General features: G+C 43.5%; 19 protein-coding genes and 3 pseudogenes. 9 read left to right on the forward strand and 13 right to left on the reverse strand.

Annotated elements, in window-relative coordinates:
- Positions 1-158: 158 nt before the first annotated feature.
- On the forward strand, positions 159-809 hold the full coding sequence (folE, locus tag EGC80_RS03915) for a GTP cyclohydrolase I FolE (RefSeq protein WP_101033271.1): 651 nt from the start codon (positions 159-161) through the stop codon (positions 807-809).
- 107 nt (positions 810-916) lie between these two features.
- Here the strand turns inward: folE and pyrE are convergent, their stop codons facing one another.
- Positions 917-1,558 carry an orotate phosphoribosyltransferase gene (pyrE, locus tag EGC80_RS03920; RefSeq protein WP_124012797.1) on the reverse strand — a complete coding sequence of 214 codons (642 nt, stop codon included), beginning with the start codon at positions 1,556-1,558 and terminating at the stop codon, positions 917-919.
- Positions 1,559-1,629: 71 nt separating this feature from the next.
- Positions 1,630-2,343: a ribonuclease PH gene (gene rph, locus EGC80_RS03925; protein ID WP_101033273.1), complete on the reverse strand. Its 714-nt coding sequence runs from the start codon at positions 2,341-2,343 to the stop codon at positions 1,630-1,632.
- Positions 2,344-2,508: 165 nt separating this feature from the next.
- Here rph and EGC80_RS03930 point away from each other — a divergent pair, with 165 nt between their 5' ends.
- From EGC80_RS03930 to EGC80_RS03950, 5 genes are all read left to right on the forward strand, one after another.
- Positions 2,509-3,372 (forward strand): YicC/YloC family endoribonuclease, encoded by an 864-nt coding sequence (locus EGC80_RS03930; RefSeq protein WP_124012798.1) that lies wholly within the window; start codon positions 2,509-2,511, stop codon positions 3,370-3,372.
- 387 nt (positions 3,373-3,759) lie between these two features.
- Positions 3,760-5,046: an ATP-grasp domain-containing protein gene (locus tag EGC80_RS03935; RefSeq protein WP_124012799.1), complete on the forward strand. Its 1,287-nt coding sequence runs from the start codon at positions 3,760-3,762 to the stop codon at positions 5,044-5,046.
- A gap of 31 nt (positions 5,047-5,077) precedes the next feature.
- Positions 5,078-7,093 (forward strand): CocE/NonD family hydrolase, encoded by a 2,016-nt coding sequence (locus EGC80_RS03940; protein WP_124012800.1) that lies wholly within the window; start codon positions 5,078-5,080, stop codon positions 7,091-7,093.
- A 408-nt stretch (positions 7,094-7,501) separates the two neighbouring features.
- Entirely contained in the window at positions 7,502-8,725 is a 1,224-nt protein-coding gene (locus EGC80_RS03945; protein ID WP_124012801.1) for a winged helix-turn-helix domain-containing protein, read from the forward strand.
- Between the two features lie 355 nt (positions 8,726-9,080).
- Positions 9,081-10,397 carry an anaerobic C4-dicarboxylate transporter gene (locus tag EGC80_RS03950; RefSeq protein ID WP_124012802.1) on the forward strand — a complete coding sequence of 439 codons (1,317 nt, stop codon included), beginning with the start codon at positions 9,081-9,083 and terminating at the stop codon, positions 10,395-10,397.
- 265 nt (positions 10,398-10,662) lie between these two features.
- Here EGC80_RS03950 and EGC80_RS03955 read toward each other — a convergent pair whose 3' ends face one another.
- The 4 genes and pseudogenes from EGC80_RS03955 to EGC80_RS03970 form a co-directional block, all read right to left on the reverse strand.
- Entirely contained in the window at positions 10,663-13,818 is a 3,156-nt protein-coding gene (locus tag EGC80_RS03955; protein ID WP_124012803.1) for a DUF3427 domain-containing protein, read from the reverse strand.
- A gap of 114 nt (positions 13,819-13,932) precedes the next feature.
- Positions 13,933-14,361: pseudogene (locus tag EGC80_RS03960) on the reverse strand (Fic family protein); the annotation flags it as partial.
- A 20-nt stretch (positions 14,362-14,381) separates the two neighbouring features.
- Entirely contained in the window at positions 14,382-15,632 is a 1,251-nt protein-coding gene (locus tag EGC80_RS03965; RefSeq protein WP_124012804.1) for a type II toxin-antitoxin system HipA family toxin, read from the reverse strand.
- Positions 15,629-15,934 carry a helix-turn-helix domain-containing protein gene (locus tag EGC80_RS03970; RefSeq protein ID WP_124012805.1) on the reverse strand — a complete coding sequence of 102 codons (306 nt, stop codon included), beginning with the start codon at positions 15,932-15,934 and terminating at the stop codon, positions 15,629-15,631. Before EGC80_RS03970 ends, EGC80_RS03965 begins: the two co-directional genes overlap by 4 nt.
- 732 nt (positions 15,935-16,666) lie before the next feature.
- On the opposite strand from EGC80_RS03970, the gene EGC80_RS03975 reads away from it, so the two are divergent.
- Entirely contained in the window at positions 16,667-17,359 is a 693-nt protein-coding gene (locus EGC80_RS03975) for a sulfotransferase family protein (protein WP_233768643.1), read from the forward strand.
- An 86-nt stretch (positions 17,360-17,445) separates the two neighbouring features.
- Here EGC80_RS03975 and EGC80_RS03980 read toward each other — a convergent pair.
- From EGC80_RS03980 to EGC80_RS04000, 5 genes and pseudogenes are all read right to left on the reverse strand, one after another.
- A pseudogene (locus EGC80_RS03980) lies at positions 17,446-18,252 on the reverse strand (MFS transporter); the annotation flags it as partial.
- Positions 18,253-18,282: 30 nt separating this feature from the next.
- Positions 18,283-19,788 (reverse strand): IS66 family transposase, encoded by a 1,506-nt coding sequence (gene tnpC, locus EGC80_RS03985; RefSeq protein ID WP_124011563.1) that lies wholly within the window; start codon positions 19,786-19,788, stop codon positions 18,283-18,285.
- Between the two features lie 84 nt (positions 19,789-19,872).
- Positions 19,873-20,223, reverse strand: coding sequence for an IS66 family insertion sequence element accessory protein TnpB (gene tnpB / locus EGC80_RS03990; RefSeq protein WP_124011564.1), 351 nt, complete (start codon positions 20,221-20,223; stop codon positions 19,873-19,875).
- Positions 20,220-20,522 carry an IS66 family insertion sequence element accessory protein TnpA gene (tnpA, locus tag EGC80_RS03995; protein ID WP_124011565.1) on the reverse strand — a complete coding sequence of 101 codons (303 nt, stop codon included), beginning with the start codon at positions 20,520-20,522 and terminating at the stop codon, positions 20,220-20,222. Before tnpA ends, tnpB begins: the two co-directional genes overlap by 4 nt.
- 82 nt (positions 20,523-20,604) lie before the next feature.
- Positions 20,605-21,240 (reverse strand): annotated as a pseudogene (locus EGC80_RS04000) (MFS transporter); the annotation flags it as partial.
- 431 nt (positions 21,241-21,671) lie between these two features.
- On the opposite strand from EGC80_RS04000, the gene EGC80_RS04005 reads away from it, so the two are divergent.
- The gene (locus EGC80_RS04005) at positions 21,672-22,559 is read left to right on the forward strand and encodes a hypothetical protein (RefSeq protein WP_124012807.1); all 888 of its coding nucleotides are present in this window, start codon (positions 21,672-21,674) and stop codon (positions 22,557-22,559) included.
- Between the two features lie 195 nt (positions 22,560-22,754).
- On the opposite strand, the gene EGC80_RS22625 is transcribed toward EGC80_RS04005, so the two are convergent.
- Together EGC80_RS22625 and EGC80_RS22630 are read right to left on the reverse strand one after the other, a co-directional pair.
- On the reverse strand, positions 22,755-23,138 hold the full coding sequence (locus EGC80_RS22625) for a helix-turn-helix transcriptional regulator (RefSeq protein WP_233768590.1): 384 nt from the start codon (positions 23,136-23,138) through the stop codon (positions 22,755-22,757).
- Positions 23,139-23,243: 105 nt separating this feature from the next.
- Positions 23,244-23,744, reverse strand: coding sequence for a cupin domain-containing protein (locus tag EGC80_RS22630; RefSeq protein ID WP_233768591.1), 501 nt, complete (start codon positions 23,742-23,744; stop codon positions 23,244-23,246).
- 432 nt (positions 23,745-24,176) lie between these two features.
- On the opposite strand from EGC80_RS22630, the gene EGC80_RS04015 reads away from it, so the two are divergent.
- Positions 24,177-25,586, forward strand: a complete 1,410-nt coding sequence (locus EGC80_RS04015; protein WP_124012808.1) for an FAD-binding oxidoreductase — start codon at positions 24,177-24,179, stop codon at positions 25,584-25,586.
- The last annotated feature ends 243 nt before the right edge of the window (positions 25,587-25,829 follow it).

The following is a 25,829-nucleotide window of genomic DNA, read 5'->3' on the forward strand; positions in this document are numbered from 1 at the left end:
TCAAAAAGCCGATACCCGACTATAAGGGTCGGCTTTTTTATCGTCTACAGTGTTAATTTGCAACGAATCACGTTATTCTCCATTCCCCTTATGGCATAAGCGTCCTAAGGCTTTTTAAGATATACTTATCGCAGTATGACAGGGTTGTTGGAGGATATATGGCACTAAGTGAAGCCGCAATAAAAGTACAAGCCGCGCTGAAAGATCGTGGGCTAGAAACACCTATGTTGCCAAAAACCTCGACGCCAGAACAACGTAAGGTAAAAATTGAGCATCATATGAGAGAGATCCTGACATTAATGTCATTGGATTTATCAGATGACAGCTTAGTCGATACCCCTCGGCGTATTGCAAAAATGTATGTCGATGAAATATTCTCAGGCCTAGATTATGAAAACTTCCCCAAGATCACTGTTATCGAAAACAAAATGGGTGTCGATGAAATGGTGCGTGTGCAAGACATCAGTCTGACCAGTACCTGCGAGCATCACCTAGTGACCATTGATGGATTAGCCACAGTAGCCTACTTACCCCGCAGCAAAATTATTGGCTTATCGAAAATTAATCGTATCGTACGATTTTTTTCCCAACGCCCACAAGTGCAAGAGCGCTTAACCCAGCAAGTGTTAGTGGCACTGCAAACCCTACTTGAAACCAAAGACGTGGCGGTAAAAATGGATGCAGTACATTACTGCGTTAAATCACGTGGCGTGATGGATTCAACCAGCTCAACGACCACCACGGCATTGGGAGGCGTGTTTAAATCAAACCCTGCGACACGTGCCGAGTTTTTACATCTGGTAAAATAGGCTATGACTCAGTGTTATTGCCAATAAAAAAACGCAGCCGACTAACGCAGCCATCTAAGGCTGCGTTGTTGTTTAGGATGATTAATAGAAAAGATTAACAGAAAAGATTAAATCCCGTATTGCTCACGATAAGCGCTAACGGATGCTAACTCAGCTTCCATGCCCGGCTTTTCAGACAAGTAACAGATTAAATCAGCCAGCTTAATAATCGACACAATTTGGCAGCCAAAGTCGCGCTCAACTTCTTGGATCGCCGACAACTCACCCTGGCCTTTTTCTTGACGATCTAATGCAATCAATACACCGGCAAGCTGGGCATTATGGGCATTAATAATCTCCATCGACTCACGAATAGCGGTACCTGCAGTGATCACATCATCCACCAGCATCACTTTGCCTTTGAGCTCGCTGCCCACCAAACTGCCACCTTCGCCGTGGGTTTTGGCTTCTTTGCGGTTGAAGCAATAGGGAATGTCCACATCGTGATGATCGCACAAGGCAACGGCGGTGGTGGTCGCAATCGGAATACCTTTGTACGCAGGGCCAAATAACAAATCGAACTCAATACCCGAGTCCATTAACGCCGCGGCATAAAAACGGCCTAAACGTGCCAAGTCTTTACCCGTATTAAACAGTCCAGCATTAAAGAAGTACGGGCTAGTACGGCCAGATTTAAGGGTAAACTCACCAAAACGTAACACTTGGCGGGCTAAAGCAAACTCAATAAATTCGCGTTGATAGGCTTTCACGGTTAGTCCTCTATGATCAATTTTCAGGCTAAAAAAAGGACCGTAATCGGTCCTCATTTTTCAACTGCATATTAACTTAATGCGGCTTTTTGCACATCGACAATTTCGCGAATACTGTTTTTAGCTAACACTAACAACTCAAGCAACTCTTCATGGCTGAATGGCTCGCCTTCTGCAGTACCTTGAATTTCAATAATTTTACCGGTTTCGGTCATCACTACGTTCATATCAGTTTCTGCAGCGCTGTCTTCAATGTATTCTAAATCACTGATCGTTTCGCCTTTATAAATACCCACGCTCACAGCGGCAATTAAAAACTTAAGCGGGTTAGCTTTAATAATACCTTTGCCACGCGCCCAGTTAAGCGCATCAACCAATGCCACACACGCACCCGTAATGGCAGCAGTACGCGTACCACCATCAGCTTGAATAACATCACAATCGATAACGATGGTGTTTTCACCCAATAATTTCATATCAACCGCAGCACGTAATGCGCGGCCGATTAAACGTTGGATCTCTTGAGTACGGCCAGATTGCTTACCACGAGCGGCTTCACGGTCCATACGGCTATGAGTTGAACGCGGTAACATACCGTATTCAGCTGTTACCCAACCTTGACCCTGACCTTTAAGAAAACGCGGCACGCCTTCGGTAAAGCTGGCGGTACATAACACTTTTGTGTCGCCAAATTCGACTAAAACAGAGCCTTCAGCATGTGCAGTAAAAGAACGCGTAATAGTGATCGGGCGAGTTTGAGCAGGTGTACGGTTACTTGGGCGCATGAAAAGTCCTGTAGTCGATTTTAGATCATATTTGAGGGCGTATTATAGAGCTTCATGCCGTTAGATACTATGCCAAGCCAAAATCTATCGACTAATCCTTTAACCTAGTCACCTAAAACGGCTATAATAAACTCACATTCGCGTAATAATATAACAGGACATTTCATGATCCAAAGCATGACAGCCTACGCTCGTATCGAGCACAAAGCACAATGGGGTACCGCCTCATGGGAAATCCGCTCAGTCAACCAGCGCTACTTAGAAACCTACCTGCGCCTACCTGAGCAGTTTCGCAGCTTTGAACCTGTCTTACGCGATCGTCTACGTAAACGCCTCAACCGCGGCAAAGTAGAAGTTAATTTACGTTATGAACTCGTCGACAGCAGCAATAATGAATTGCAACTTAATCAAGACTTAGCCAAGCAATTGCTTAACGCTGCCAATTGGTTAAAACAAGAAGCCGGACAAGGCGAACTTAGCCTAACTGATGTGTTGCGTTGGCCTGGGGTTCTCTCCGCTGCTGAGCAAGATATGGACAGCATGGGTGCCGAGTTAATGACCGCGTTTGACAGCGCTGTCGATCAATTTATCGAAGCCCGCGGCCGCGAAGGCGAAGCCATTAAAGACATGCTACTGACCCGCTTAGACGGCGTAATGAAGCAAGTGACGATTGTGCGTGAACACATGCCAACCGTGATGCAGTACCAACGCGAAAAACTCACTAATCGCTTAGCAGACATCGTCGGCGAATTAGACTCTACCCGTGTAGAACAGGAAATGGTGTTATTGGCGCAAAAACAAGATGTCGCCGAAGAAATGGACCGTCTTGAAGCTCACGTCACCGAAGCCCGCCGTATCCTCAAAAAAGGTGGCAGCGAAGGCCGTCGTTTAGATTTTATGATGCAAGAGTTTAATCGCGAATCAAATACCTTAGCCTCAAAATCAATCAGCGCAGAAATCACTTCTGCCGCAGTAGAGTTAAAAGTATTGATTGAGCAAATGCGCGAGCAGATCCAAAACGTCGAATAAGCTTTCACCCTGCTCCCAAACGCTAAAAAATCCGTAATGACTTCTGTTATTAGGGATTTTTTGCTTTTACCGTTTGGTGTGTGACGGTTTGCTATTGAGTGAAAAAGGGAGACTAAAGTAGTGACTAAATTGATTAGTTACCACTTTTAAAAAACGCTAGTTCCCCATTTGAACTTAAGCTAATAAATATCAATGCCTATTATGTATAAATGTGCTAGAGCCCAAAGCACATCAGGCATTGAGCATTATAGTTAGGCCAATTCGCCCCATTTATTAGACAAGAAGATCGCCATCAACTACCCTCATATATGCCATTAAAGTAAACAGTATCTCGTTAAGCGCTGCTATTAATGGCAATGAAAAGATAACAAAGCAGGGGGCCGGAAAATGAAAAATATTTTTGTTTTTGCTGCGGACGAATTCAACCTTTCCCTAATGCGTTCGCTCGATTCTGCCCATGAATATTGTTTTCATGAGCTTTATCAATATTCAGAGGTAAAAACAGGAAAAGAATTTCCGGTCAAAACCTTGTATGAAGGCGCTCTAGCGCGACTCAAAAGCTATCCTGGCTCCGTAGATGCCATTGTCGGCTATTTGGATTTTCCCGTTAGCACCATGCTCCCTCTATTGTGTCAATCTTTAGGCTTGCCCTCTCCCAGCTTTGAAGCCGTACTCAAATGCGAGCATAAATACTGGAGCCGGTTGGAGCAGCGCCGCGTGATCCCAGAATATATCCCCGATTTTTGCGTAGTGGATCCTTTTAAAGAAGATTATAAGCAGCAAATCACCCTCGATTACCCTTTCTGGCTTAAGCCGGTAAAAGCAGTTTTATCACACCTCGGGTTTATGGTGCGCAATGGAAGTGAACTCGACATGGCGATTACGGAGATCCGCAAAAAAATCTACTGCTTTGCCAAACCCTTCAACTACTTACTCCAATTTGCCGACCTGCCAGATGAAATTGCCGCTATTGATGGCTATCACTGCATCGCCGAAGGCATCATATCCGATGGCCAGCAATGCACCCTTGAAGGCTATGTTTTTGATGGCAAACTGTGTGTCTATGGGGCCGTTGACTCAATACGTGAAGGTGAGCATGATTCCAGCTTTTCTCGCTATCAGTATCCATCATCGATCCCACAGCCTGTTCAAGACAAAATGATCGCCGTCACCGAGCGCTTCCTTACCGCTATCGATTTTGATAATGGCCCATTTAATATCGAGTATTACTGGGACAAGGAGAGTGACCATATCTGGTTGCTGGAGATCAATACTCGTATTTCCAAGTCCCATTCGCCATTATTCCGCAACGTCGATGGCATGTCACATCACCAGGTCATGCTGGCTTTGGCCTTAGGAAAACAGCCTGTCTTTCCCTATCGTAAAGGCTTATATCAATATTCGGCCAAGTTTATGTGGCGCACACATGCAGATGCAATGGTTAACAAGGTACCCACAGAGCAAGAAGTACAGGCAATTACCCAGCGCATTGCGGGTACTGATATCGAGCTGCATGTCTGCAAGGGAATGCGTTTGTCTGAGCTTAATTATCAAGACAGTTACAGCTACGAGTTAGCGACCGTGTTTATCGGCGCTGATAGCGAGCAAGAACTGTTGCACAAATACCGTGATGTGCAACAAGCGTTACCGCTGGAACTTGTGCCACTGCTTTAAATGATCTGCATGATAACCATAAGGAGGAAATATGACGGTTGCCAAGCACTGCGCCTACAAAATCCGCCATATCGAACATTGCTGGATCCCGATGGCCGACGGCATTCGTCTTTCTGCCCGCATCTGGATGCCAGAAGGTGCTGAAACAGAGCCAGTGCCAGCTATTTTCGAGTTTATTCCTTATCGTAAACGTGATGGCGTCAGATTGCGCGACGAAACAATGCATCCATATTTTGCCGGACACGGCTATGCCTGTATCCGTGTGGATATCCGTGGAAGCGGCGACTCAGAAGGTGTGCTGACGGACGAATATCTGCAGCAAGAACTCGACGATGGAGTCACAGTTATTGAGTGGCTAGATAAACAACCATGGTGCGACGGTAATATTGGCATGTATGGGATCTCATGGGGGGGATTCAACGGCCTGCAAATTGCGGCAATGCAACTGCCGCAACTTAAGGCTATCGTTAGCGTGTGCTCTACCGATGATCGCTATGCCGATGATGTGCACTATATGGGAGGTTGCCTGCTCGGTGATAATCTTTCTTGGGCCTCGACGATGTTTGCCTACAACTCCTTACCGCCGGATCCGCAAATTGTCGGTAGCAAGTGGCGCGACATGTGGTTTGAACGCCTTAAAGGCAGTGGCTTATGGCTCAATACCTGGCTTAATCATCAACACCGTGACGAGTACTGGCAGCATGGCTCGATTTGCGAAGATTTTTCTAAAGTGCAGATCCCGGTCATGGCAGTCAGCGGCTGGGCCGATGGCTACAGTAATGCGGTTTTTCGCCTGCTCACCAACTTGCCCGGCCCGAGGCAAGGATTGATTGGCCCCTGGAGTCATAAATATCCGCATATTGGCGTGCCCGGCCCGGCGATCGGTTTTTTGCAGGAGTGCCTACGCTGGTGGGATAAATGGTTGAAGGGGATTGAGACCGGCATTATGGACGAGCCTATGCTGCGGGCATGGATGCTTGACAGTATGCCTCCGTCAACGTCTTACCATCAACGCTACGGCCGCTGGGTTAGTGAACCATCTTGGCCGACACCCAATATTGGCACGCTTGTCTTCAAGCTTGATCGATATCGTCTAGTAGACGAATTCGCAGACGTTGCAGAGGAAGAGCTGTGTTTGCAATCACCCTTGAGTAACGGTCTGTTTGCCGGTAAATGGTGTTCATATAGCACCACGCCGGATCTCCCCCATGATCAGCGTGAAGAAGAAGGTGGCGCGTTAGTTTTCACAAGTCAGCCTTTGGACACTGCACTTGAGATCATGGGGGCTGCGGTGATTGAGTTAGAATTATCGGCCAGCAAGCCAGTGGCAATGATCGCTGTGCGTCTATCGGATGTGCATCCTGATAACAAGAGCTCAAGGGTAACATACGGCCTGCTGAACCTGACCCATAGGGATAGCCATACTAATCCGACACCGCTGCAACCAGACAAGCGCTATCGGGTAAAAGTTCAGCTTAACGGTACCGCGCAGACCTTTCCCAAGGGCCACCGGATTAGGATTGCCATTTCGTCCTCTTATTTCCCGCTGGCCTGGCCTTCACCTGAGTCGACGCGGATCAAAATTTACACTGGTTGTAGCCGAGTGATATTGCCGAGTCGAAATCCTCGTCATCAAGAGACGATCTCTTTCCTTGCGCCTGAGGCTTCCACCAGCGGTGCCAAGCAGCAACTTATTGAGGGACATCATAACTGGCGAGTGATCCGCGAACTGGACAAGGATTTGTCTACTTTGGAAGTCATTAACGACAATGGTACTTATCACCTCGAAGATATCGACCTGATTGTAAATCGCGAGGCCAATGAGTGGTACACCTATCAGAGTGATGACTTCCAGTCTGCACAGGGCAAGACTCTCTGGCGATGGGGATTTAAGCGAGGAGACTGGGCAGTACAGACCGTCACCCGCACCTTACTGCACTGCGATGAGTTTTATTTTTATCTGGATGCTGAGTTAGACGCTTATGAAGGAGACAAGCGAGTTTATTCGCAAAACTGGAATCTTCGTATTAATCGTAACTTGGTTTGATGTTAAGGTTGAGGATAAGGTTGAGGCCGGTATTATGTATCGCCTCAATTGATCCTAGTATTATCCACAATCATGCTGCCACTTCACAGTGTCCATTACCCAGTACCCAGAACGATTTGTTAAGGGCATTAAGGACGAAACTCAAGATGAAACAAACTTAGCCTTTTATGGCTTAATGAATCTGTACACCAATATATGGTCGACTGCGAGGGAATGAATAATGAGAGGGAATACCAGATTAAGCCTGTTTAAAAATGGTAAAACGGACTAAGAAATGATTATCTATCCACGCCAACATCAACCAGCCTTATCATCAACAGCTTGTGTACTCTGCGGTAAATTTCAGTCTACAATGCAATGCATCACTTGCGCATCCATACGCATTAGCACTTACAGCAAAGGCGTTTAATGACAAACCCTTACTCCGCTAAACAGTGGTTACAACTCAATATGCAGCAACAAGGGTTATTACAACCCGCCACCTCGTTAAGCGCATTACTGCAGCAAATAAGCTATGTGCAAATCGACTCGATTAATGTGGTCGAACGCGCACATCATCATGTATTGCACAGTCGTCTGCCCGATTATTCGACCTCCATGCTTGACCGGGCAATGAGCGATAAAACCGTGTTTGAATATTGGTCCCATGCGGCGGCTTATCTGCCTATCGATGATTACCGTTTTAGCTTGTACCGTAAGCAGCATTTACAACAAGGTGGCACACATTGGTTTGAACCCGAACATAAAGTCATGCGCGAAGTTAAAGCCCGCATTAGCAGCGAGGGTCCATTAAAATCCAGTCAGTTTACCCATAGATCAGATACCCCCAATGGCACTTGGTGGGATTGGAAACCGGCAAAAAAAGCCCTTGAGCAATTGTTTATGCAAGGCGAGTTAATGGTTGCTAGGCGCGACAAGTTTCAAAAGGTGTATGACTTAACCGAGCGAGTACTCCCCAAGCATATCGACACCACAGTGCCTAGCGATACTAAATTTGCCCAACATTTGATCCACCGTTATTTATCTGCCCACGGCTTTGGTAATTTGCAGCAAATACAATATTTACGCAAAGGCCTTAAACCGCTACTCAGTAAAACATTGGCGCAACTGTGCGAGCAAGGTGATATCGCCAGCTTTACTGAATCCAGCGCCACCACACAACCAGTTTACTTTTACCAACCCACGCAGGCATTACCAACAACAATGCCCAATAAAGTCTGGTTACTTAATCCGTTTGATAATTTAGTCATCCAACGTCAAAAACTTAAACAATGGTTTGGGTTTAACTATCAAATCGAAGTGTATGTGCCTGAAGCAAAACGCCAATTTGGCTATTATTCACTGCCCATTTTATGGCGCGACCGCTTTGTTGGCCGTGTCGATGTCAAAGCCGACCGTAAAAATCAGTGCTTGTTACTGCAACGAATCAGCTTTGAAGCAGATGCTTTTGATGATCACTCTACAGATATAAGTATGAGTGACACTACCGATAGAGAGGCGTTTATAGCCGCGTTTGTCGATGCCATTGAACACTATGCAACATTCAACAACTGCCAGCGCTGGCAACTGGTGCAATGTAACGACGCAGCCATTCGTTATTTATTGGTTAAAGCCAGTAAGCATAGGCCGTGATTGTTAGATAAAAACGGCTTGTGTGACTTATCAATCGTAATGAATCGTTGTTCAGTATTTAGCTTGTTTAACAAAAAACCTCCACTCTTACTGTAGATTTTAATTCAATCTACACGTTCCACATTGCCGTTAGATAGTGACTGTCGAATAACGATTACCGATTAAATGCACTGCTCAAGACCTACGCGGATCGAGTACAAATAAAAGTACCCTAAGGTTTGTCATATCGTTCACATTTATAACCTTTGCAATAACATACAACTCAATTACTTGAATTAAATCACTAACGGAAAAATACATTGTGATATACCTTCTCAAGGCTAACTAATGCCTAAATCCATTGGGAGAGAACACAATGTTTTATATACACATGCTGCTGTTATTGGCGGTGATATTTGTTGGTATACGCCACGGCGGTATTGCCTTTGGTTTACTCGGTGGATTAGGCGTTTCGGTACTCGCTTTTGTCTTTGGCATTGCGCCAGGCACACCTCCGGTCAGCGTAATGTTAATTATTCTGGCGGTTGTAGCTGCCTCGGCGACATTAGAAGCCACCGGCGGTTTAAAGCTGTTGGTAACGTTTGCGGAAAAGCTGTTACGTAAACATCCTGAACATATCGTTTTTTTAGGCCCACTTTGTACTTATTCTTTAACAGTACTGGTTGGCACAGGCCATTCCGTTTATCCCCTTCTTCCTGTTATTTACGATGTGTCATACAAGAAAGGTATTCGACCTGAACGTCCATTAGCCATGGCAACCGTAGCTTCACAAATGGGCATTACTGCTAGCCCAATTGCAGCTGCAGCGGCTGTGGTGCTTGCCACTGCCGTTGATAATAATCTTGATATTAACTTAATTGATGTACTGATGGTGACCATTCCAGCGACCTTAACGGGTTTGCTATTGGCGTGTACTTGGAGTTTAAAGCGCGGTAAAGATTTAGATAAAGACGAACAGTTTCAGGCGCGCCTGACTGATGAAGAATTTCGTGAAGCATTAACCGATCCAACTACTGACGCAGAACAAACCCCACAAGCTAAGTCGACGGCAAAGAAAGGCTTAATCGTGTTCTTACTCGGTATTCTTGCCGTTATCATGGTGGCGATGTTTAGCAAGCAAGTACTACCAGATGGCGTAAAAATGTCGGTAGCCATTCAGTTTATGATGCTGTCTGTCGGTGGCTTAATATTACTGGCCACTAATATATCACCGAAAAAAATTGTCACCAGTAACGTGTTTACCGCCGGTATGACTGCAGTGATTATTATCTTCGGTATAGCCTGGATGAGTGACACCATCATCGAACACCATAAAACCTTTTTGGTGAGCGCGGTAAGCGACATTGTCAGTGTTTATCCATGGACATTTGCTATCGCGATGTTTGTGTCATCGATATTCTTAAAAAGTCAGGCCGCAGTATTAACCATTATGTTGCCATTAGGGTTTTCACTCGGCATCCCAGCACCGGTATTAATCGGGGTACTGCCAGCTTGTTATGCCTACTTCTTCTTTCCATTCTACCCAAGCGATTTAGCGGCCATTAGTTTTGATAGAACCGGCACCACTCACATTGGTAAATACGTACTCAACCATAGCTTTATTATTCCTGGGTTTATCGGAGTAGGTAGTGCAACGGTTGTTGGTTACTTCCTATCGATGGCAATTAACTAGCCTCTGCTTTGGTTTTGGTTTTGGCGAAAGTGATTCACTAGCATCAATAAAAATGGCAGCCAACATGGCTGCCATTTTTATTTTTAACCATTGCGAACCTAAACCCTCTAAGATCTAAAAAGCTAATATTATATAATGAGTTATCGACAGGTTTATTCGGTAATCCGCCCACCACATAGTCCTCTGCAACACGCCGTAAACCCATCCATGGGGGTTTGACGAAAACATCCTGTTTTCAACAGCTGAAGAGGACGATATGGTTAGCTTATCCTACGGCTAATTTCGCAGTTTCATGCCACATAGCATCTGGCATAGGAGTCATTAATTTCCAGGTTATATTCATTGGCTGTGCCCCAGCGCGTTCCCTGTAAATCACTTCTCCAAAATTGACAAAGCCCATGGTTCGGCCGTTTTCATCTTTCGCTTGCTCTCGCACAAACAGAATCAATTTACGGCCCATCTTTTGATGCTCAATATAGCCCAAACCTCTTCCATATTCTGGTCTTGCACTATTTTGAGATTGCCAATGAAATAGCGACTCGTTAATCGCATAATCATGATACATAGTCGTGGGAGAAAACTGCTTTACTGACTTTTTCAAGGTCACAAACAGCAATTCAACATTAAGCTCCTTAAGAACTAAAACGCCTTCACGGGCGGTGGATTTTCTATCAAAGGAGCTGGCTCCACTGGCTGCGAGTATTTGTTCTCTGGTATATCTTGAATGCACTTTTAAGACATCTAATGTGGGGATATGCATTTCAAGTTCATGATGATGGATACGATCGATAAGTAACGCTATGACATCTAGAAGTTCTGCTTGTAATTGAGTATGCCTCAACGCAGCTAAACTTTGCTTAAGGTTTGTAAAACCTAGCTCGGCTCCTGACTTATCCCAAAAATTATAATGGCACATTAATGCAAACTTGCACTGTGTGGCATCGTTATCATCAAAACTGAAATTATCGATAATTAACTGCTTTAAAAACTGTAAGTATGAGATAGAACTGCACGTGAGCAGATGATAATTTATTGCGCGATAGCAGGCTTTGGCAAGATGAAGAGCTAAATTAGGTTCGTTAATTTGATTTTTATTCGTACTCTCAACGAGTTCTAACCAACTCATTTTTAGCTTATAAATATCTTCTAAATTAACGTGCGGATTAAAATTTAAAAAATTCGTCAATGTTAACGTCAATGTACTCTGGTGCTCGAAATTATTAATGAGCTGTCGCAACCTGCTAGCATTCATAGTTGCACGACTAATATTTCGCAAAATCATTGCCTGAGTCTGCTCTTCTAGCTCAATACGACAGCCTAATGGCAAATGAGGAAAATCATTAGTTATCTCATCTTTAATCGATTGATTCGTTTTGCCAACCAGCGCTCTAAACTTTTGTGAAAAATCATATTCATCACGAGAGTTGCCCACAAAGTCCAATACCGTACAGCACTGTTTATCATCAGTTAACCGCAACCCACGCCCTAGCTGCTGTAAAAAGATGGTTAAGCTTTCGGTTGGACGTAAAAACAATAATGTATCAACTTCTGGAATATCGACACCTTCATTAAAAATATCGACTACACACAAAATTTGTATATTACTGCTGATTAAACTCTGGCGTTTTTGCTGTCGTTCATGACTATTATCACTGGTGAGTACATCTGCACTAATACCGGCTAGGTTAAACTTACTCGCCATGTATTCGGCATGCTGCTTACTGACACAAAATGCTAAGGCTCTTATCTGACGAACATCAGTGACAGTGTCATTAAGGCTTCTAATAATGCGCGTGACTCGTTGTTCATTATGAGTATATAAATGACTTAACTCTGCTATGTCATATCGCCCTTGATGCCATTTTATTTGGCGAAGGTCAGTATCATCATCAATAGCAAAATACTGAAAAGGACATAAATAGCGCTGATTGATTGCTTCGGGCAAACGAATTTCTGCAGCGATTACCCCACAAAAATCATTAAGGATATTTTGTCCATCATGCCGCTCCGGCGTGGCGGTTAACCCTAGCAAGATATGCGGAGAGAAATGTTCTAGCAATCCTCGATAACTACTGGCTGCAATATGGTGCACTTCATCTATCACAATATAATCATAAAAATCAGCTGTGAGCGGTAAGCTTGATAATTGCAAATTTAAGCTTTGTATCGAAGCAAACAAATGCCGGTAGCTATTAGGCTTATGCTCAGCAACCCACAACTCACCAAACTGATTATTCTTCAATACACCACGATACGCAGACAAAGCTTGCTTAATAATTTCTTGTCGATGAGCCACGAATAAGAAATTAGCTTCTGGATGCTGTTTATAAAAACGTGCAAAATCAAAGGCAGAAATAAGCGTTTTACCAGTGCCCGTTGCCGCAACTACTAGATTTTTATACCGCTGATGAATACTACGCTCAACATTTAACTGCTCAAGAATTTCTCGCTGATGTGCAAAGGGTTTTATATCAAAATGAAAGGTGCTGCTTTCGCTATAACTACCTTTAGCCTCTCGCAATGCTTCATGAAGTTTATTTTTAGATTCAATATCACCATCAAATAATTCAAATTCACTCGACTGCCAATATGATTCAAAAGTATTGAGTGACTTATCAATAATGTGAGGAATTTCTTGCGTAGTTATTTTTAAATTCCATTCCAGACCACTCGTGAGCGCTGAATACGATAAATTTGAAGATCCAATATAACCAGTATGAAAGCCGCTGTTACGAATAAATAAGTATGATTTAGCGTGGAGCCGTTCACGCTGAGTGTTATAACTTAGTTTAACTTGAGTATTAGGTAAGCCAGCCAAAAACTCTACTGCCTTAGCATCCGTAGCGCCCATGTAGGAGGTAGTAATAACTCTTAGTTCTTTTCCGCTTCGCGTAAACTCTTCTAGCTCATTTTTAAAAATACGAATGCCGGCCCATTTTATAAATGATACGAGCCAGTAGATTTTATCTGATGAACGGATCTCCCGCTTAAGTTCTGTTTCAAGTGAAATGCCCGCGTTACTGCCACAAAAGAGCTCACTTTGACTTAATCCAGTCAACGGGTAGATTGCTTTCGTAAACTCAGGAAAATCAGTCGATATTGGATTTTGCTTATCAAACAATGCCGTCAAAATACGACCTTTACTATCGAGTAAGTTTTCAGATATCAACTGATCATCACGAACATGCTCTTTTAGCCAAAGAACCAATTTGTTTGCAAGACCAATTTGTTCCGTTAATTGGTCATCGCCTTTTGGAACGGCTTCTATCGCATACTCAATAATGTTTGTTAAAAATCTCGATAACCATACACTGGCTTCAGCACTCTCAAGCGGTCTTTCACCTAAATAGAAAACATCACGATCTATACTTTTATCTATCAGCTGAGTAATGAGCTTTTCATAAATACCAACTTGTTCCATGTCTGATAGGCCTTTAAAAAGTAAAGAGGATAAAAATATACCATAACAACATTGTTGTATGAGCAATTGAAATAATAATATTTATCAATAGAATACAGAAGCTCATACCATTAATCACAACGCCAACACATACCTCGTGCTTCTGCCACCAGCACCAGTTTTGACCAAACATTGCTGTTCAACAAGCAAGGCCAAATAACGGGTGGCGGTGGCTCGGCTGACTTTAGCCACTTTTTGATACTGGCTACTGCTGATCCCATCACTAAAGTCACCCTCTAGCAGCCGGTTTAGCACCTTAACTTGTTCTATTGTTAACGCTGGGGTGAGTAAGCGTCGATTGACACGAAGCCAGAATTGGGTTTTCGCGATGGTTTGTTCAATGTTATCGAGTGTGTGTTGAACAGCATCATTTAAGGTGTCTAAAAACCATAATAGCCAAGGTGTAATATAGAGGGGGCCCTGTTGGGTAGACTCTAGTATCGCGTAATAAGCTTTACGTCGCTCAAGTATGCTGACTGACATAGCGTAAAAATGAATAGAACGATATTTTCCTCAAAAGCTTATCAAACATTAAAGGCTTCTTGCTTCATGGTTTGCTCTGCCCGACTGATCCCTAAACGCTGGGCAACTTGCTGCCACTGCTTCACTGCATTTAAAACCTCATCGTAAATTTGTGTTGCTTCGATTTGAGTTAGCCTAAAAAAATCGATTACATCAAATGCAAGCTGATAGTCCAACGCATTGTCTGATTCTGTAATGTTCAGGTGAAGTCCTTGTTTACCCACTATGGGGTTTAAATCGTAAGCGGGTGATAGCTTCCACCCCTTGCCTGTTAATAGAAAACCATGATTGCGAAGGTGATCGTCTGTATTAGACACTGCAATATTAAACACTATCCGTCGCCATAATTGGGCAAGATCGGCTTTCGTTTGTGATCCCTGGTTAGAAAGAAACTCGGCTATTTCAAGATAACTGGCACCGTGCGAATGCTCACCATCATAATACTGAAGTTGAGTCATTGCTGATGAAAAATGCAGACGTTTACTACCAATCCGATCAAAACGTTTGGTCAAAAAGGTATGGTGCTGCGTCGAAAATTTTCGGATCTCACTAGGACACATTTCAACGCCGGCCGCTAACGCAAGTTCGTAGCACACCATCTCCCATGCGCCTACATCACAGGTATCATTTAAATTTGGAAATTTGGCAATCCACAGGTGATTTCTCTCGTCAGTGACGCAGGCCTTTGGCCTTGCTCCACCCAAAGAAGAGCCCGGAGAAATAAGCATTTTCAGCCAGTGATAATATTCGTCACTTTCTATATTATCGTCTTTTTCGATTTGAATGGCGGCATGCTCTAACTCACGTAATGATGCCATTGGTGGCGCGGTAAAATCGGTGTTGTTATCCAAAAAATTATGGGAGCCTGATTTTTTAAAGCGAATACCACCCATTCGGTAGGAGTCATGCACACCGAGTAAATAATCCAGTTCAGTTAAACGATTGCTCGGTCTAATACGTTTACGACATTCAATAGCCGCTCTCCGCTGCATAAGAATACGACCCCAGCGATCTGGGGCTGAATCTACAAAGGCGCGAAAGTTTTTATCGGCGTCATCATTGTATAACTCACCTGAATGCAGAGTAAGCAAGGGGTCAATTTGCAAACAGTATGGTGATGTTAAAAAGGCTTTATCGTAGGCAAAGCTAAAGACACCGCCTCGGCTTGAATCACTATATGCCAGCTGACCAATTAATATCGGCTTCTCGATTGGATACCAATCAGCATATACTTCTACCAATTCTCGGCTCATGCTGAACCTTCCAGTAGTTTAATGTTTTGCAGCTTAATGCCTAATTCGTCATGCGCAGCCAGTTCAGAAAAATTGTTTTCCATGCCCAGCACAGCCATAATTTTCAAATAGGTTCCTATAGCCACGCCCGGATCACCATCAAACACTTTGTTCACGGTTTTATGGTCAAACCCGGTTCGCTCGCAGAGCGTTTTTTTTGTCAATCCACGTCTCTTCATCGCTAGCAGCAAATCCTCACCAAAAAGAGTGAGAATTTTGCGCTGCTTTGGAAACAGCACACTATGTAAGTCTCGCCTTGCCATACAACCACCTAGAATAGGACTATATTCCCATTTTTAAACATATAGTGGGAATATAGTCCTACATTTAATAATTAGCAAATCGAAGATCGAAAAATAGGACTCTATTCCTATTTTTAATAGAATAATGGGAACATAGTCCAACTCGCTATGTTGAGGTATACGCTAACGGATCATTGTTTGGCTTCAGGTTCTATCGTCACATAAGACTCGATACTATAGAGTCTATTTTCAGCAAAAATAAGAATTTCGGATACTATAATATCAATTAGCTTAAGATTTCCCTTTCACTCAGAGTTAAGCTGTGAACCAGATAACTTGAGCCGATGATTCAAACTCTGCTCAATAATCCCTTTAAAATCGACTATTCCCTCCCCTAACAGCAGCACACTTTTCAGACTTTTTCAGGAAGAACAACACTATTCCCCAATGCCAACAACTAAAATGTAGTCAATGCCAAAGACTAGTGGTGGGCAAACAGATTTTTATAGTTACTTCTTCGTTAACTGAGTAGGTATGGCGATTTAAGCAAATAGCAAGTTATTCGCCTCACCAAATGAGGCGAATAGGATAGCTAATTGCCTCATGATTCTCATTAGCCAGCTCAATAACACCTTGGCTGGCATTTCGGTATAATCGATTACTGTCTCTATAACCTTCAATTTCTATAACCCAATGCGACTGTAATTAATGACATCCAAGCCGACTGAAGTATCAACATCACCACAAGCCGCTATGCCTAAACCGACTTTGGCAAATAAGCTGCCCCATAAAGTGTTTATTATCGGCTTGCCGCGAACGGGTACTACCAGCGTGAGTGTAGCCTTGCTTGAGCAAGGGTTAACCGTTGCCCACCAAGCCTTTACTAAGCAGGCGTTTATGTTGGCCGATGCGGTATCGGATGCGCCGTGCTTTAGTGATTATCAGCAGCTTGATGTGTTATTCCCCAAGGCAAAGTTTGTCTATTTAGATAGGCCGGTAGATAAGTGGCTGCCGTCGATGCAAATGTTACTCAGCAGAATGTTAGTGCATTTAGATAAACACAATGGCCGCTTTCATCCGCTGATGAAGCGCAGTTTTAACCATTGCTTTGATATATGGCAGGTTGAAGATGTGTTTGATGACAAGCATTTAACGGCCTGTTATCAACGCCACCAGCAACAAGTGTTCAGTTATTTTGCTGGTCGCGATGACTTTTTATCCATTGATATTAGTGTTGCAGGCAGCTTTGCCGCGCTATTGCAGTTTATCGGCTTGCCTCAGCCAAATGAGGTTGAATTTCCGCTACTTCAATTTCCACAACTGAATTTTCCGCAGCTAAATATGGGCCGTAATGTGGCCAGCTGGGATGAATATAAACACCCCAACAAGATTAGCGCCAATGCCTCAGGGCCCGATAAACGCAAGTTTTTTGATTACCAACTGTAACGATCTCAATTTGGAATGAGCGAGTGAATGCAGCACTCGTCGCGCGACAACCGCGGCTTGATAACCGTTGATATGTCACATTGAAGTTACTTATCTTTATCGCGCTTTTTCTTAGCGACGGTTAACCAATCTAAACTGACACCCGATATGGCATTAAAACCACGGATCCGGAAAATAAGTGTCAGTAATTGCGGCCTTGGGCGCGCTTTGGGTTCAACTAAGCGCGGAATAAACCACAATGCCACCAGCGATCGCATGGTGGTCGATACCATAAACACCAAAAATATTGGGTTGGATAACCAAGCGTTTAAACCTGTCCAGATTAAAAACGCTGCTGCATACGAGGCAATTATTCCTCCCACCATCGCGCCAACAAACACAAAACTCGCACTCAATGCAGCCTGTAATGCGGCATAAATAGCAAAGTCACTGCGAAAGGGTCGAATATCGTAAAGGTAATTGGCGGTACTTAAGGTAAAGCCGCTCCAACCAAAACCGGCAAAAGCTTGAATGGCGAGAATGTATAAATAATTATCTGAGAATAACCATAATAATGGCAAACTTGGAATTAAACAGCTGGTGATGATCATCACTAACCTATTACCGTATAGATCGCTAAATCGGCCCCAAAATCGCAAAGTAATAAACTGAGTAACAATAGAAGCCACGCTAGAAAGGACAAATTCAAAATAGCTAAAATGCAGATTTTCAAGCATGTATACCGCAAAAAATGGTGCCGAAATGGCGACCATGCACTGCATACTAGCAACAAATAAGCTGTAATGGCGGAAGGTTTTATCTTTCCAAGCTTCGCGGAAATTACCAAATGTTTGTTTAAACACCCCAGGTGCTTTCGCCACTCTCGGTTCAGGGTCGTGCATTTGCAACGTAAGCGGTCAATTAAGCGGTGGAGCCCGATATCATCAAGCTTTTAGATCGGCATGCCAAGGTAATAAATCACTTAAATCAGCAAATTTATCCCGTTGTGGCAGTTCCGTGAAAAGTTTTTGGAAGTAAAAGTACGGGTTAATATCGTTGGCACGGCAAGTCATCACCAAGCTATAAAGTGCAGCACTGGCTTTTGCACCATTTACCGATTGGCAGAACATCCAGTTTTTCCGCCCCGTCGTAAACGGCCTGATATCGCGTTCAGTGACATTATTATCAATGCCTAATTCACCTGATTCAAGGTAACGTCTCAGTTTTTCCCACTGATTCAATGTGTACTTGATTGCTACCCCAATTTTACTTTTGGGTAGGACTGTTTTCTCGCTTTTTTCTAACCATTCATGCAACGATGTTAAGATTGGCTCAGCCTTTTCCTGCCGGAGTGATTTTCGCTTATCGGGCGGTAATGTTTTTGCCCGCTTTTCTATTGCATACAGTTTTTGAATATAATTGATACCGACTGTTGCTTTGCCGGTTTTCTTCGGTTGCACCGCTAAGGCATCGTGGAATTTGCGTCTGGCGTGTGCCCAGCACCCGACTGGCATTATTCCTTCTATATTGTCGTAAACACTGTAACCATCACATTGTAAATATCCGGCATAATCTGCTAGAAATGCTTCTGGGCAACTGCGTGCACGACTCGGTTGATAATCATAAATAACAACAGGGTTATCGCTAAATTCATTGCTGCGATAGACCCACATATAGGATTTAGTTGCTGCTTTTCTATCTGGTTCATCCAATACTTGCACCGTTGTTTCATCTGCGCACAGCGTTGATTGAGCGAGTAGATTAGCTTTCATCGCAGCAATTAACGGCCTAACTAATTCGGCACTGGCTATGCACCAATTGGCCAGTGTAGCGCGGCTAATATTTAAACCGCCACGGGCAAATATGTCGGTTAACCGATAAAGCGGTAGGGCATCACAGTATTTGGCGGTCACCACAGCCGCAAGCGCTTCAGGGCTGGCGATACTCTGGGGGATCGGCTGTGCAGGCTTAGGCGCGGTAATGACAGAGGTACTGGTTGATGTTGTTTCACATTCACGGCAAGCATACTTGGTTTGCCTGTGCTTAATGACGCTGATCTTCTCTGGAATAATGTTGACTTGTTCGCTTTCTTGCACACCGCATTCACGCATCACATGACCACAGCAATCGCACATAGGGCTGTCAAGAGTATAAGATCTTTCTTCACGTTCAAGGTGCTCAGGTAATCGTTTTCGACCCGTTTTACCTTGTTGTTTATTTTCATTTTTATTTGTGGATTGATCCTGCTCAGCTTCATTGAATGTGCCTTTCGGCATTTTCTCACTGCGTTGACCAAACTGCTTATTGCGGTTGAGTTGCAATTGTTCCAAAGCGATATTAAGGCGGTTTTCCAAGTCTTTATTTTTAGCATTGAGCACCTGATTTTCATGCTGCAACATTGCCAGCATTTTTTTTAGTTGTTCAATATTATCAGGCTGTTCAGTTGTCATTAATTAGCGTTCAAGACCAATAGATAGCGCTAGTTTGCCTGCTGTATTTGATCATGCAACCGCTATTTAGCGATCCAGTGATGATCACCTCACTGTCAGGCCATTTAAGGGTTTATGCCCATGGGATACTTCTAACGATAAGCCTGATAGTAACCAATTTAGCTGATGCTGGTTGATTGTCAGCGCGTCTTGTTCGTCGTTAGCGCCAGGCCACTTAAAGCGACCTTTTTCTAGCCGCCGATAGTAAAGCCAAAAACCATTAGTATCCCAAAATAAAATCTTAATTTTGTCCCGGTGGCGATTACAAAAAATAAACCAGGCTTGATTCAACGGATCCATTTCCAATACATCACTGACGATTAAAGATAAGCCATCAATGGCTTTACGCATGTCGGTATGGCCGGTAACAAGATAGATCTGCTTATGTGGTGTCATGCTGATAGCACGCGTAAAAATTGTTGTAATTTGCTTGGCGCTAATGAGGCTGGAAAAGAAAACAGATAGCCGTTGGGCAATGCCAGCGTGAGTGGCTGGTCAGGTTTAATTTCAGGAAAAATCAGCGGCACCACTTTTTGCTTAGTTGATGACGAATGCGGGTTAAGTTTTTTAGTCCACGCATAAAATGTAGATAGGGTTAAGTCATTGGTTTTACAAAATTCAGCTTTGGTTAATTTACTTTCAGTTTGCTGCTGAAAAATGCGTTGCCAGTATTGTATTTTATCGTTTTTTGACATGATTGTTTTCCTAGATTTAGTTAGGAAATAATCATGTCACATTTGAAGGTTATTGGTATGTGCGGTTAATTGAGCGCTTACTTTGCAACAATAACCAAGCCGATACAAACCGGCCCATTGCCGCAATCGAAAACAGTAAACTAAAACCCAACCACGCCATTTGCACTGAGTCGGTTAGCGTTAATATGCCACCGCCGACAAAGAACACACTCAGCGAGGCCATCATGGTTAAACGGGTGCGTGAAGCAAAAAAGGCGCCACGACGACGCTGCGGTACTATCATGCCCATCCATGCACGCCAATGTGGCTGAATGAGATTGATAAACCCTTGATATAGCGCCGCCAAACCAATAAATATCCACACAGCATTATCTGGCCTAAACGCCGCTAGCGCGCCCATTGCCAATACAACAACAGCCTGCAATACCGCACATGCAACAATGAACTGCCGACGGCTAAAATGACTCGCCAACCAAACAGATAACAGTTGTGCCATAGCACCAAACAGCTGAGGTAAGCCTGTTACCCAGCCCATCTGACCAAGGCTTGCTCCTAAAAAGATCGCATAGGCATTAAAAAAATTATCACTGGTGGCGGTCATGGTAGACGACGCCACCGCCTCTTGTTGGCTACGTCGCAGGGTACATCTAAGCCACGACAGTCTATCGCGACTGCGTGAACAAAGATTATTGATGTCTGATGAATGCGCTGCAGCCATAAAATATTTTAATGCATGTTTTTGATAAATTATTGATTAAAATTATGACTGATAAATGTTTAGCTCACAATCTATAACGATTACATAATCACCTATTGTTATTGTAAGATTAAGTAACCACCTTAATGTGGTAATTATTACGATTAACAAGCTATAACCTAATGGCTTAGCCAACAATAAGTGATATCGAAATGAATAATCACCTTGACTAAAATGAAACAAAAAAACTACATTAGTAAAACAAGATGAGTGCTATGGAAAGTGCTTCACCAACTAACATAATATTGTTAAGGCCTATTCACATAGGCAATGTTGGCCCTTCTGCTTTCTGCAACCCATTGGTAAAACTCAATCTAGGTAAATACGTCGCACGCTTTGTCTTTTAGAGTGTGTTTATTCATGTTGTCACCTTAATATAAAAGTAAAAAAATATGAAATTACCCTTAATTATCAGTTGTTTTGTTTTAGTAGGATGCCAGTCGACGCCTTACGCCATGATTGATGGTAGTCAAAGTAAGATATCAGATGCTGACAATTATAATGTTGAGATTATCGCCATTGATGGTGCTTTTCAAAGCGGTAAGCTGACAAAAAATATTAAACCGGGATATCACACTGTACACCTAAGCACCACAGGACCACTACGCAGCAAAAAAGCCTCTTCGACATTAGTTTATCCGCTATTAGCCAAAGAGTGCATGCGTTACGTCGTATCCGCACAGCATGGACCTAGCAATAAAGATGACTGGGAAATAAAAGTATTAGATGAAAGGCTTATTCCGGCGTGCACGCCGTCTCCAGCAGAACCTGAAGTCGCGGTGGTGATCCCTGATTACGCTAAACCACCTAGTGAAGTAAACTGCTTAATGCCTAGCCAATTGAATAATCACACAACACCTGTTGTGCTGTTTCATTCTGTTGCTGCTTGTATACAATCACAAGACTATAACGCGGCAATTAACGGCTATTTTTTAGCCGGCGCATATGTGTATTTTGATACTCTACGGGTCACCCACAAGCCATCACACGCAGTGGTAGAGTTAATTAAAAAAAACTCTATTTGGAAGCTATCAGCTCTTGAACAACAACATTTTGAGCAAAAGCTTGCGGAGTTTCTTGCGTCAGAACAAAAAAAAACAGCTTGTGAATGGGTCGCCACGGTGGCTGAACCAGATTACTCACCTGATTATATGCTACAACATTTACCCAAAGCAGGTGCCACTTCAAATAGCGCAACAGATCTATCGGTAGACATAAAAGCCACCTTATTTAACGCAACACTAAAAGACTATCTTGGGTGCCCGTCACCAAAAGCATAATGCTGTTGTAACGTGGTCAATGGTAAAAAGCTCTGGCGACATTAACCGACAGGGCTTTTTTACTGCAGTGATTTTGGTTAAATCAAAACGACACAATAAAAATAAACTAGGCCGTACGGCCTTCATCCGCATCAAAGCGCCTACCCATAACGATATGATCTACATGATGCAATAACTTAACTGGCGTTTTGTCATTTAACTATTTGTCAGCATTTTTTGTTGTTTGGCTCGCCATTCGCCAGCAGTCAGGCCAACATAACGTTTAAAGGCTTTTTGAAAGGCCGATTCTGAACTATAACCCACGTGCTCAGCAACGCACACAATACTCATGCCATCAGATAATAGCTTTGAAGCCAGTTGCATTCTCCAGCGATTGATATATTGCATCGGTGGTTGTCCAACATAATGATTAAATCGCTCCGCCAGTGATGAGCGGGACATGCCACACTCAATAGCGAGTATTGCTAGGTTCCATTTTTTAAACGGCTCTTGATGGATCAATATCAGCGCCCGGCTTATGTGCTCATCTTTCATGGCCGCGAGCCAACTTTGGCCCTGCGTGTCCGCAAGATTTTCCATGTGTTGCCTTAAGGCCTGAGTAAAAATTAATTCACTTAACTTAGTGACAATATTGCGCGCCCCCTCACTGGACTTGCGCATTTCACTTAAGGTAGAAACGAGTAATTACTTCATCACCCCCTCACTACCCACATGCTCTTTGACCACCAGCATGTCTGGTAAGGTCTTTAACAGCGGATTTAAGGGCTGGGCATTAAAACCGATATAGCCGCAAATAAGTTTTGAGCGCTCACCTTCTTCACCAATTTTTACTAATGTAAACGGTTGTTTTTTTGCAGCAGTTTGTTGATAAAAACGGGCATCCGCTGCTATTCCCTGCCAATTATTGATGTTGGATGTCAAGGAATGGCTTGAACCCTTAGGAAACATAACGACGTCGCCAGATTCAAGTCTTGATGGTGCCATCAGCTTATTGTCAGATTTTACCCAGCCGTTGCCGTCCAACATAATATGAAAAGGAATAACATGTTCTACTTCGGTCAACATAAAAGAACCAATTAAATTCATCGTTGGATTAACTAATACCCATGGCTCTGCCGCTTCCACTTCAAAATAGAGCGCACCTTTTATATGTATGGTATCGAGTACTTTTGACAATATATCCATATCAATCATCCTTTAATTTATGCAAAAGCTAGCTTTGCACAATTCTTGTTTGTTCAATTTGGTTTTATTGAGAGCTTCATTACTCAATTTTTTTACTCGCGTTCAAAGTTTAGGTTAATAAATGGACGATTGGACATTAATTAAAGCGCAATGGCTATTCACTATTCGCGGTATACCACCCAAGATAAACTATGCTTTTTACATGGCGGGCAGATAACCGTGCTCACTGCTGATTATCAAAGCCTTGCCCCGTAAAAATCAGTATTCAAGGTCAATTCAATAAAATTCAATGACCTACTGGATTGGGTGGTTTTGATCTCGGCATCATTATGCAATGACTGGGTAAACACTGATGTTTATAGCTTATTCAAAACCTCGAATATAGAACGATAATCTTGAAGTAGAGCAGTAATGGATAGGAGTAATAAGCATATGAATACAATACGTTTTAAAAAAATGGATGGCACGGCTGTAGCCTTAAAGAAAAGCGACATTAACAGCTCTCTATCGGGAGAGATCATCATGCCTGACTCAGAAAAATATGATGACGCCCGCGCCCTATGGAATGGCATGATAGATAAAAAACCGAGTTTATTTGTTCGCGTTAGCGATGAACAAGCGGTAGTCAAAGCTGTCAATTTCGCCCGTACCCATGGCATTTTGTTAGCGATAAAATCGGGCGGCCATAATATCGCCGGTAAGGCATTAGCGGACGGTGGACTGGTAATTGATTTTCAAGCGATGACAGATGTTATCGTTAACCAACAACAGCAAACCGTCAAAGTCAGTCCCGGCGCAACCTTAGCGGATGTAGACAAGGCGACGCAACAATATGGTCTGCTGGTGCCAACTGGGATCAATTCAACCACGGGGATTGCGGGGTTGACCCTAGGTGGTGGTTTTGGCTGGACAACCCGAAAATTTGGTTTAACCATCGATAGTCTGCGCTCGGCTAAGCTGGTTATCGCAACAGGCGAACTACTCGAGGTTAATGCTAATCAACATGCCGATCTCTTTTGGGCAATACGGGGTGGTAGCAGTAATTTTGGTGTGGTCACTGAATTTGAATTTAATTTGCATCTAGCTGGCCCAGAGGTATTAGCCGGCATGGTAGTGCACCCCTTTAATGATGTGAAAAACGTGCTGCAACAGTATCAAGCCGCCATCGATAAGGCTCCTGAAGAACTCAGTTGTTGGGTGGTGATGCGCAAAGCACCACCTTTACCGTTTTTACCGGAAGAGTGGCATGGTAAAGAAGTGGTAGTATTGGCTATGTGTTATGTGGGCGATATTGCCCAAGGTCAGGCTGCCACAGCAGAAATTAGAAAAATTGGCCAACCCATTGCCGACGTGGTGGGGCCGATGCCGTTTGTTGATTGGCAAGCCGCATTTGATCCCTTGTTAGCCGAAGGCGCCAGAAATTATTGGAAAAGTCTTGATATGGCGCAGCTCAACACTGAAACCGTGACCGAAATAGCACACGCCATCCAAACCTTACCCAGCGATGAGTGTGAAATTTTTATTGCTCACCTTGGCGGGGCGATGACAAAGGTGGCGCCGCACGCAACGCCCTGGCTCAATCGTAATGCACACTTCACCATGAATATTCACACCCGCTGGCAACATGCACAAGACGACGATCTTTGTCGACAATGGGCGCGGCAGTTACATGCAAAGTTAACTCAATATTCAATGGGCAGTATTTACGTGAATTTTATCCCAGAAGGCGATGACAACAGTATTGGCGAAGCCTATGGCTCGAACTTTGCTCGGCTCAAAAGCATAAAACAGCAATTCGACCCCGCCAATCTATTTAGGATTAATCAAAATATTGTCCCCTAAATATAGCCCCCTAAATATTATCCCCAAATATAGTCCCCTAAATTAGCAAGCAATAGCGTCAGCCGAACAAGATTTTCGGCTTACGCTAATTAAGCTTTCAAAGGGGGGCGTTGATGAATAAAAGCAAGGTCAACGGCATTAGCACGACAAAGTGTGTTAACTAACCTGTTGGTAAAATAGATTTTTTATCAGCTTAATCGACAAAGCGTCGCTGGGTCGTTCACATCTAGGCCGAGGCGGATT

The sequence above is a fragment of the Shewanella psychromarinicola genome, assembly GCF_003855155.1.
Lineage (GTDB): Bacteria > Pseudomonadota > Gammaproteobacteria > Enterobacterales > Shewanellaceae > Shewanella > Shewanella psychromarinicola.

Excerpts from the sequence above, each read along its gene's own strand:
- EGC80_RS04015 (WP_124012808.1), top strand. The coding sequence starts at position 24,177 with ATGAATACAATACGTTTTAAAAAAATGGATGGCACGGCTGTAGCCTTA.
- tnpC (WP_124011563.1), bottom strand. The coding sequence starts at position 19,788 with ATGACAACTGAACAGCCTGATAATATTGAACAACTAAAAAAAATGCTG.
- EGC80_RS03955 (WP_124012803.1), bottom strand. The coding sequence starts at position 13,818 with ATGGAACAAGTTGGTATTTATGAAAAGCTCATTACTCAGCTGATAGAT.
- folE (WP_101033271.1), top strand. The coding sequence starts at position 159 with ATGGCACTAAGTGAAGCCGCAATAAAAGTACAAGCCGCGCTGAAAGAT.
- EGC80_RS03975 (WP_233768643.1), top strand. The coding sequence starts at position 16,667 with ATGCCTAAACCGACTTTGGCAAATAAGCTGCCCCATAAAGTGTTTATT.
- tnpA (WP_124011565.1), bottom strand. The coding sequence starts at position 20,522 with ATGTCAAAAAACGATAAAATACAATACTGGCAACGCATTTTTCAGCAG.
- tnpB (WP_124011564.1), bottom strand. The coding sequence starts at position 20,223 with ATGACACCACATAAGCAGATCTATCTTGTTACCGGCCATACCGACATG.
- EGC80_RS03945 (WP_124012801.1), top strand. The coding sequence starts at position 7,502 with ATGACAAACCCTTACTCCGCTAAACAGTGGTTACAACTCAATATGCAG.
- EGC80_RS03950 (WP_124012802.1), top strand. The coding sequence starts at position 9,081 with ATGTTTTATATACACATGCTGCTGTTATTGGCGGTGATATTTGTTGGT.
- rph (WP_101033273.1), bottom strand. The coding sequence starts at position 2,343 with ATGCGCCCAAGTAACCGTACACCTGCTCAAACTCGCCCGATCACTATT.
- EGC80_RS03940 (WP_124012800.1), top strand. The coding sequence starts at position 5,078 with ATGACGGTTGCCAAGCACTGCGCCTACAAAATCCGCCATATCGAACAT.
- EGC80_RS03930 (WP_124012798.1), top strand. The coding sequence starts at position 2,509 with ATGATCCAAAGCATGACAGCCTACGCTCGTATCGAGCACAAAGCACAA.
- EGC80_RS22625 (WP_233768590.1), bottom strand. The coding sequence starts at position 23,138 with ATGGAAAATCTTGCGGACACGCAGGGCCAAAGTTGGCTCGCGGCCATG.
- EGC80_RS03970 (WP_124012805.1), bottom strand. The coding sequence starts at position 15,934 with ATGGCAAGGCGAGACTTACATAGTGTGCTGTTTCCAAAGCAGCGCAAA.
- EGC80_RS04005 (WP_124012807.1), top strand. The coding sequence starts at position 21,672 with ATGAAATTACCCTTAATTATCAGTTGTTTTGTTTTAGTAGGATGCCAG.
- EGC80_RS22630 (WP_233768591.1), bottom strand. The coding sequence starts at position 23,744 with ATGGATATATTGTCAAAAGTACTCGATACCATACATATAAAAGGTGCG.
- EGC80_RS03965 (WP_124012804.1), bottom strand. The coding sequence starts at position 15,632 with ATGAGCCGAGAATTGGTAGAAGTATATGCTGATTGGTATCCAATCGAG.
- EGC80_RS03935 (WP_124012799.1), top strand. The coding sequence starts at position 3,760 with ATGAAAAATATTTTTGTTTTTGCTGCGGACGAATTCAACCTTTCCCTA.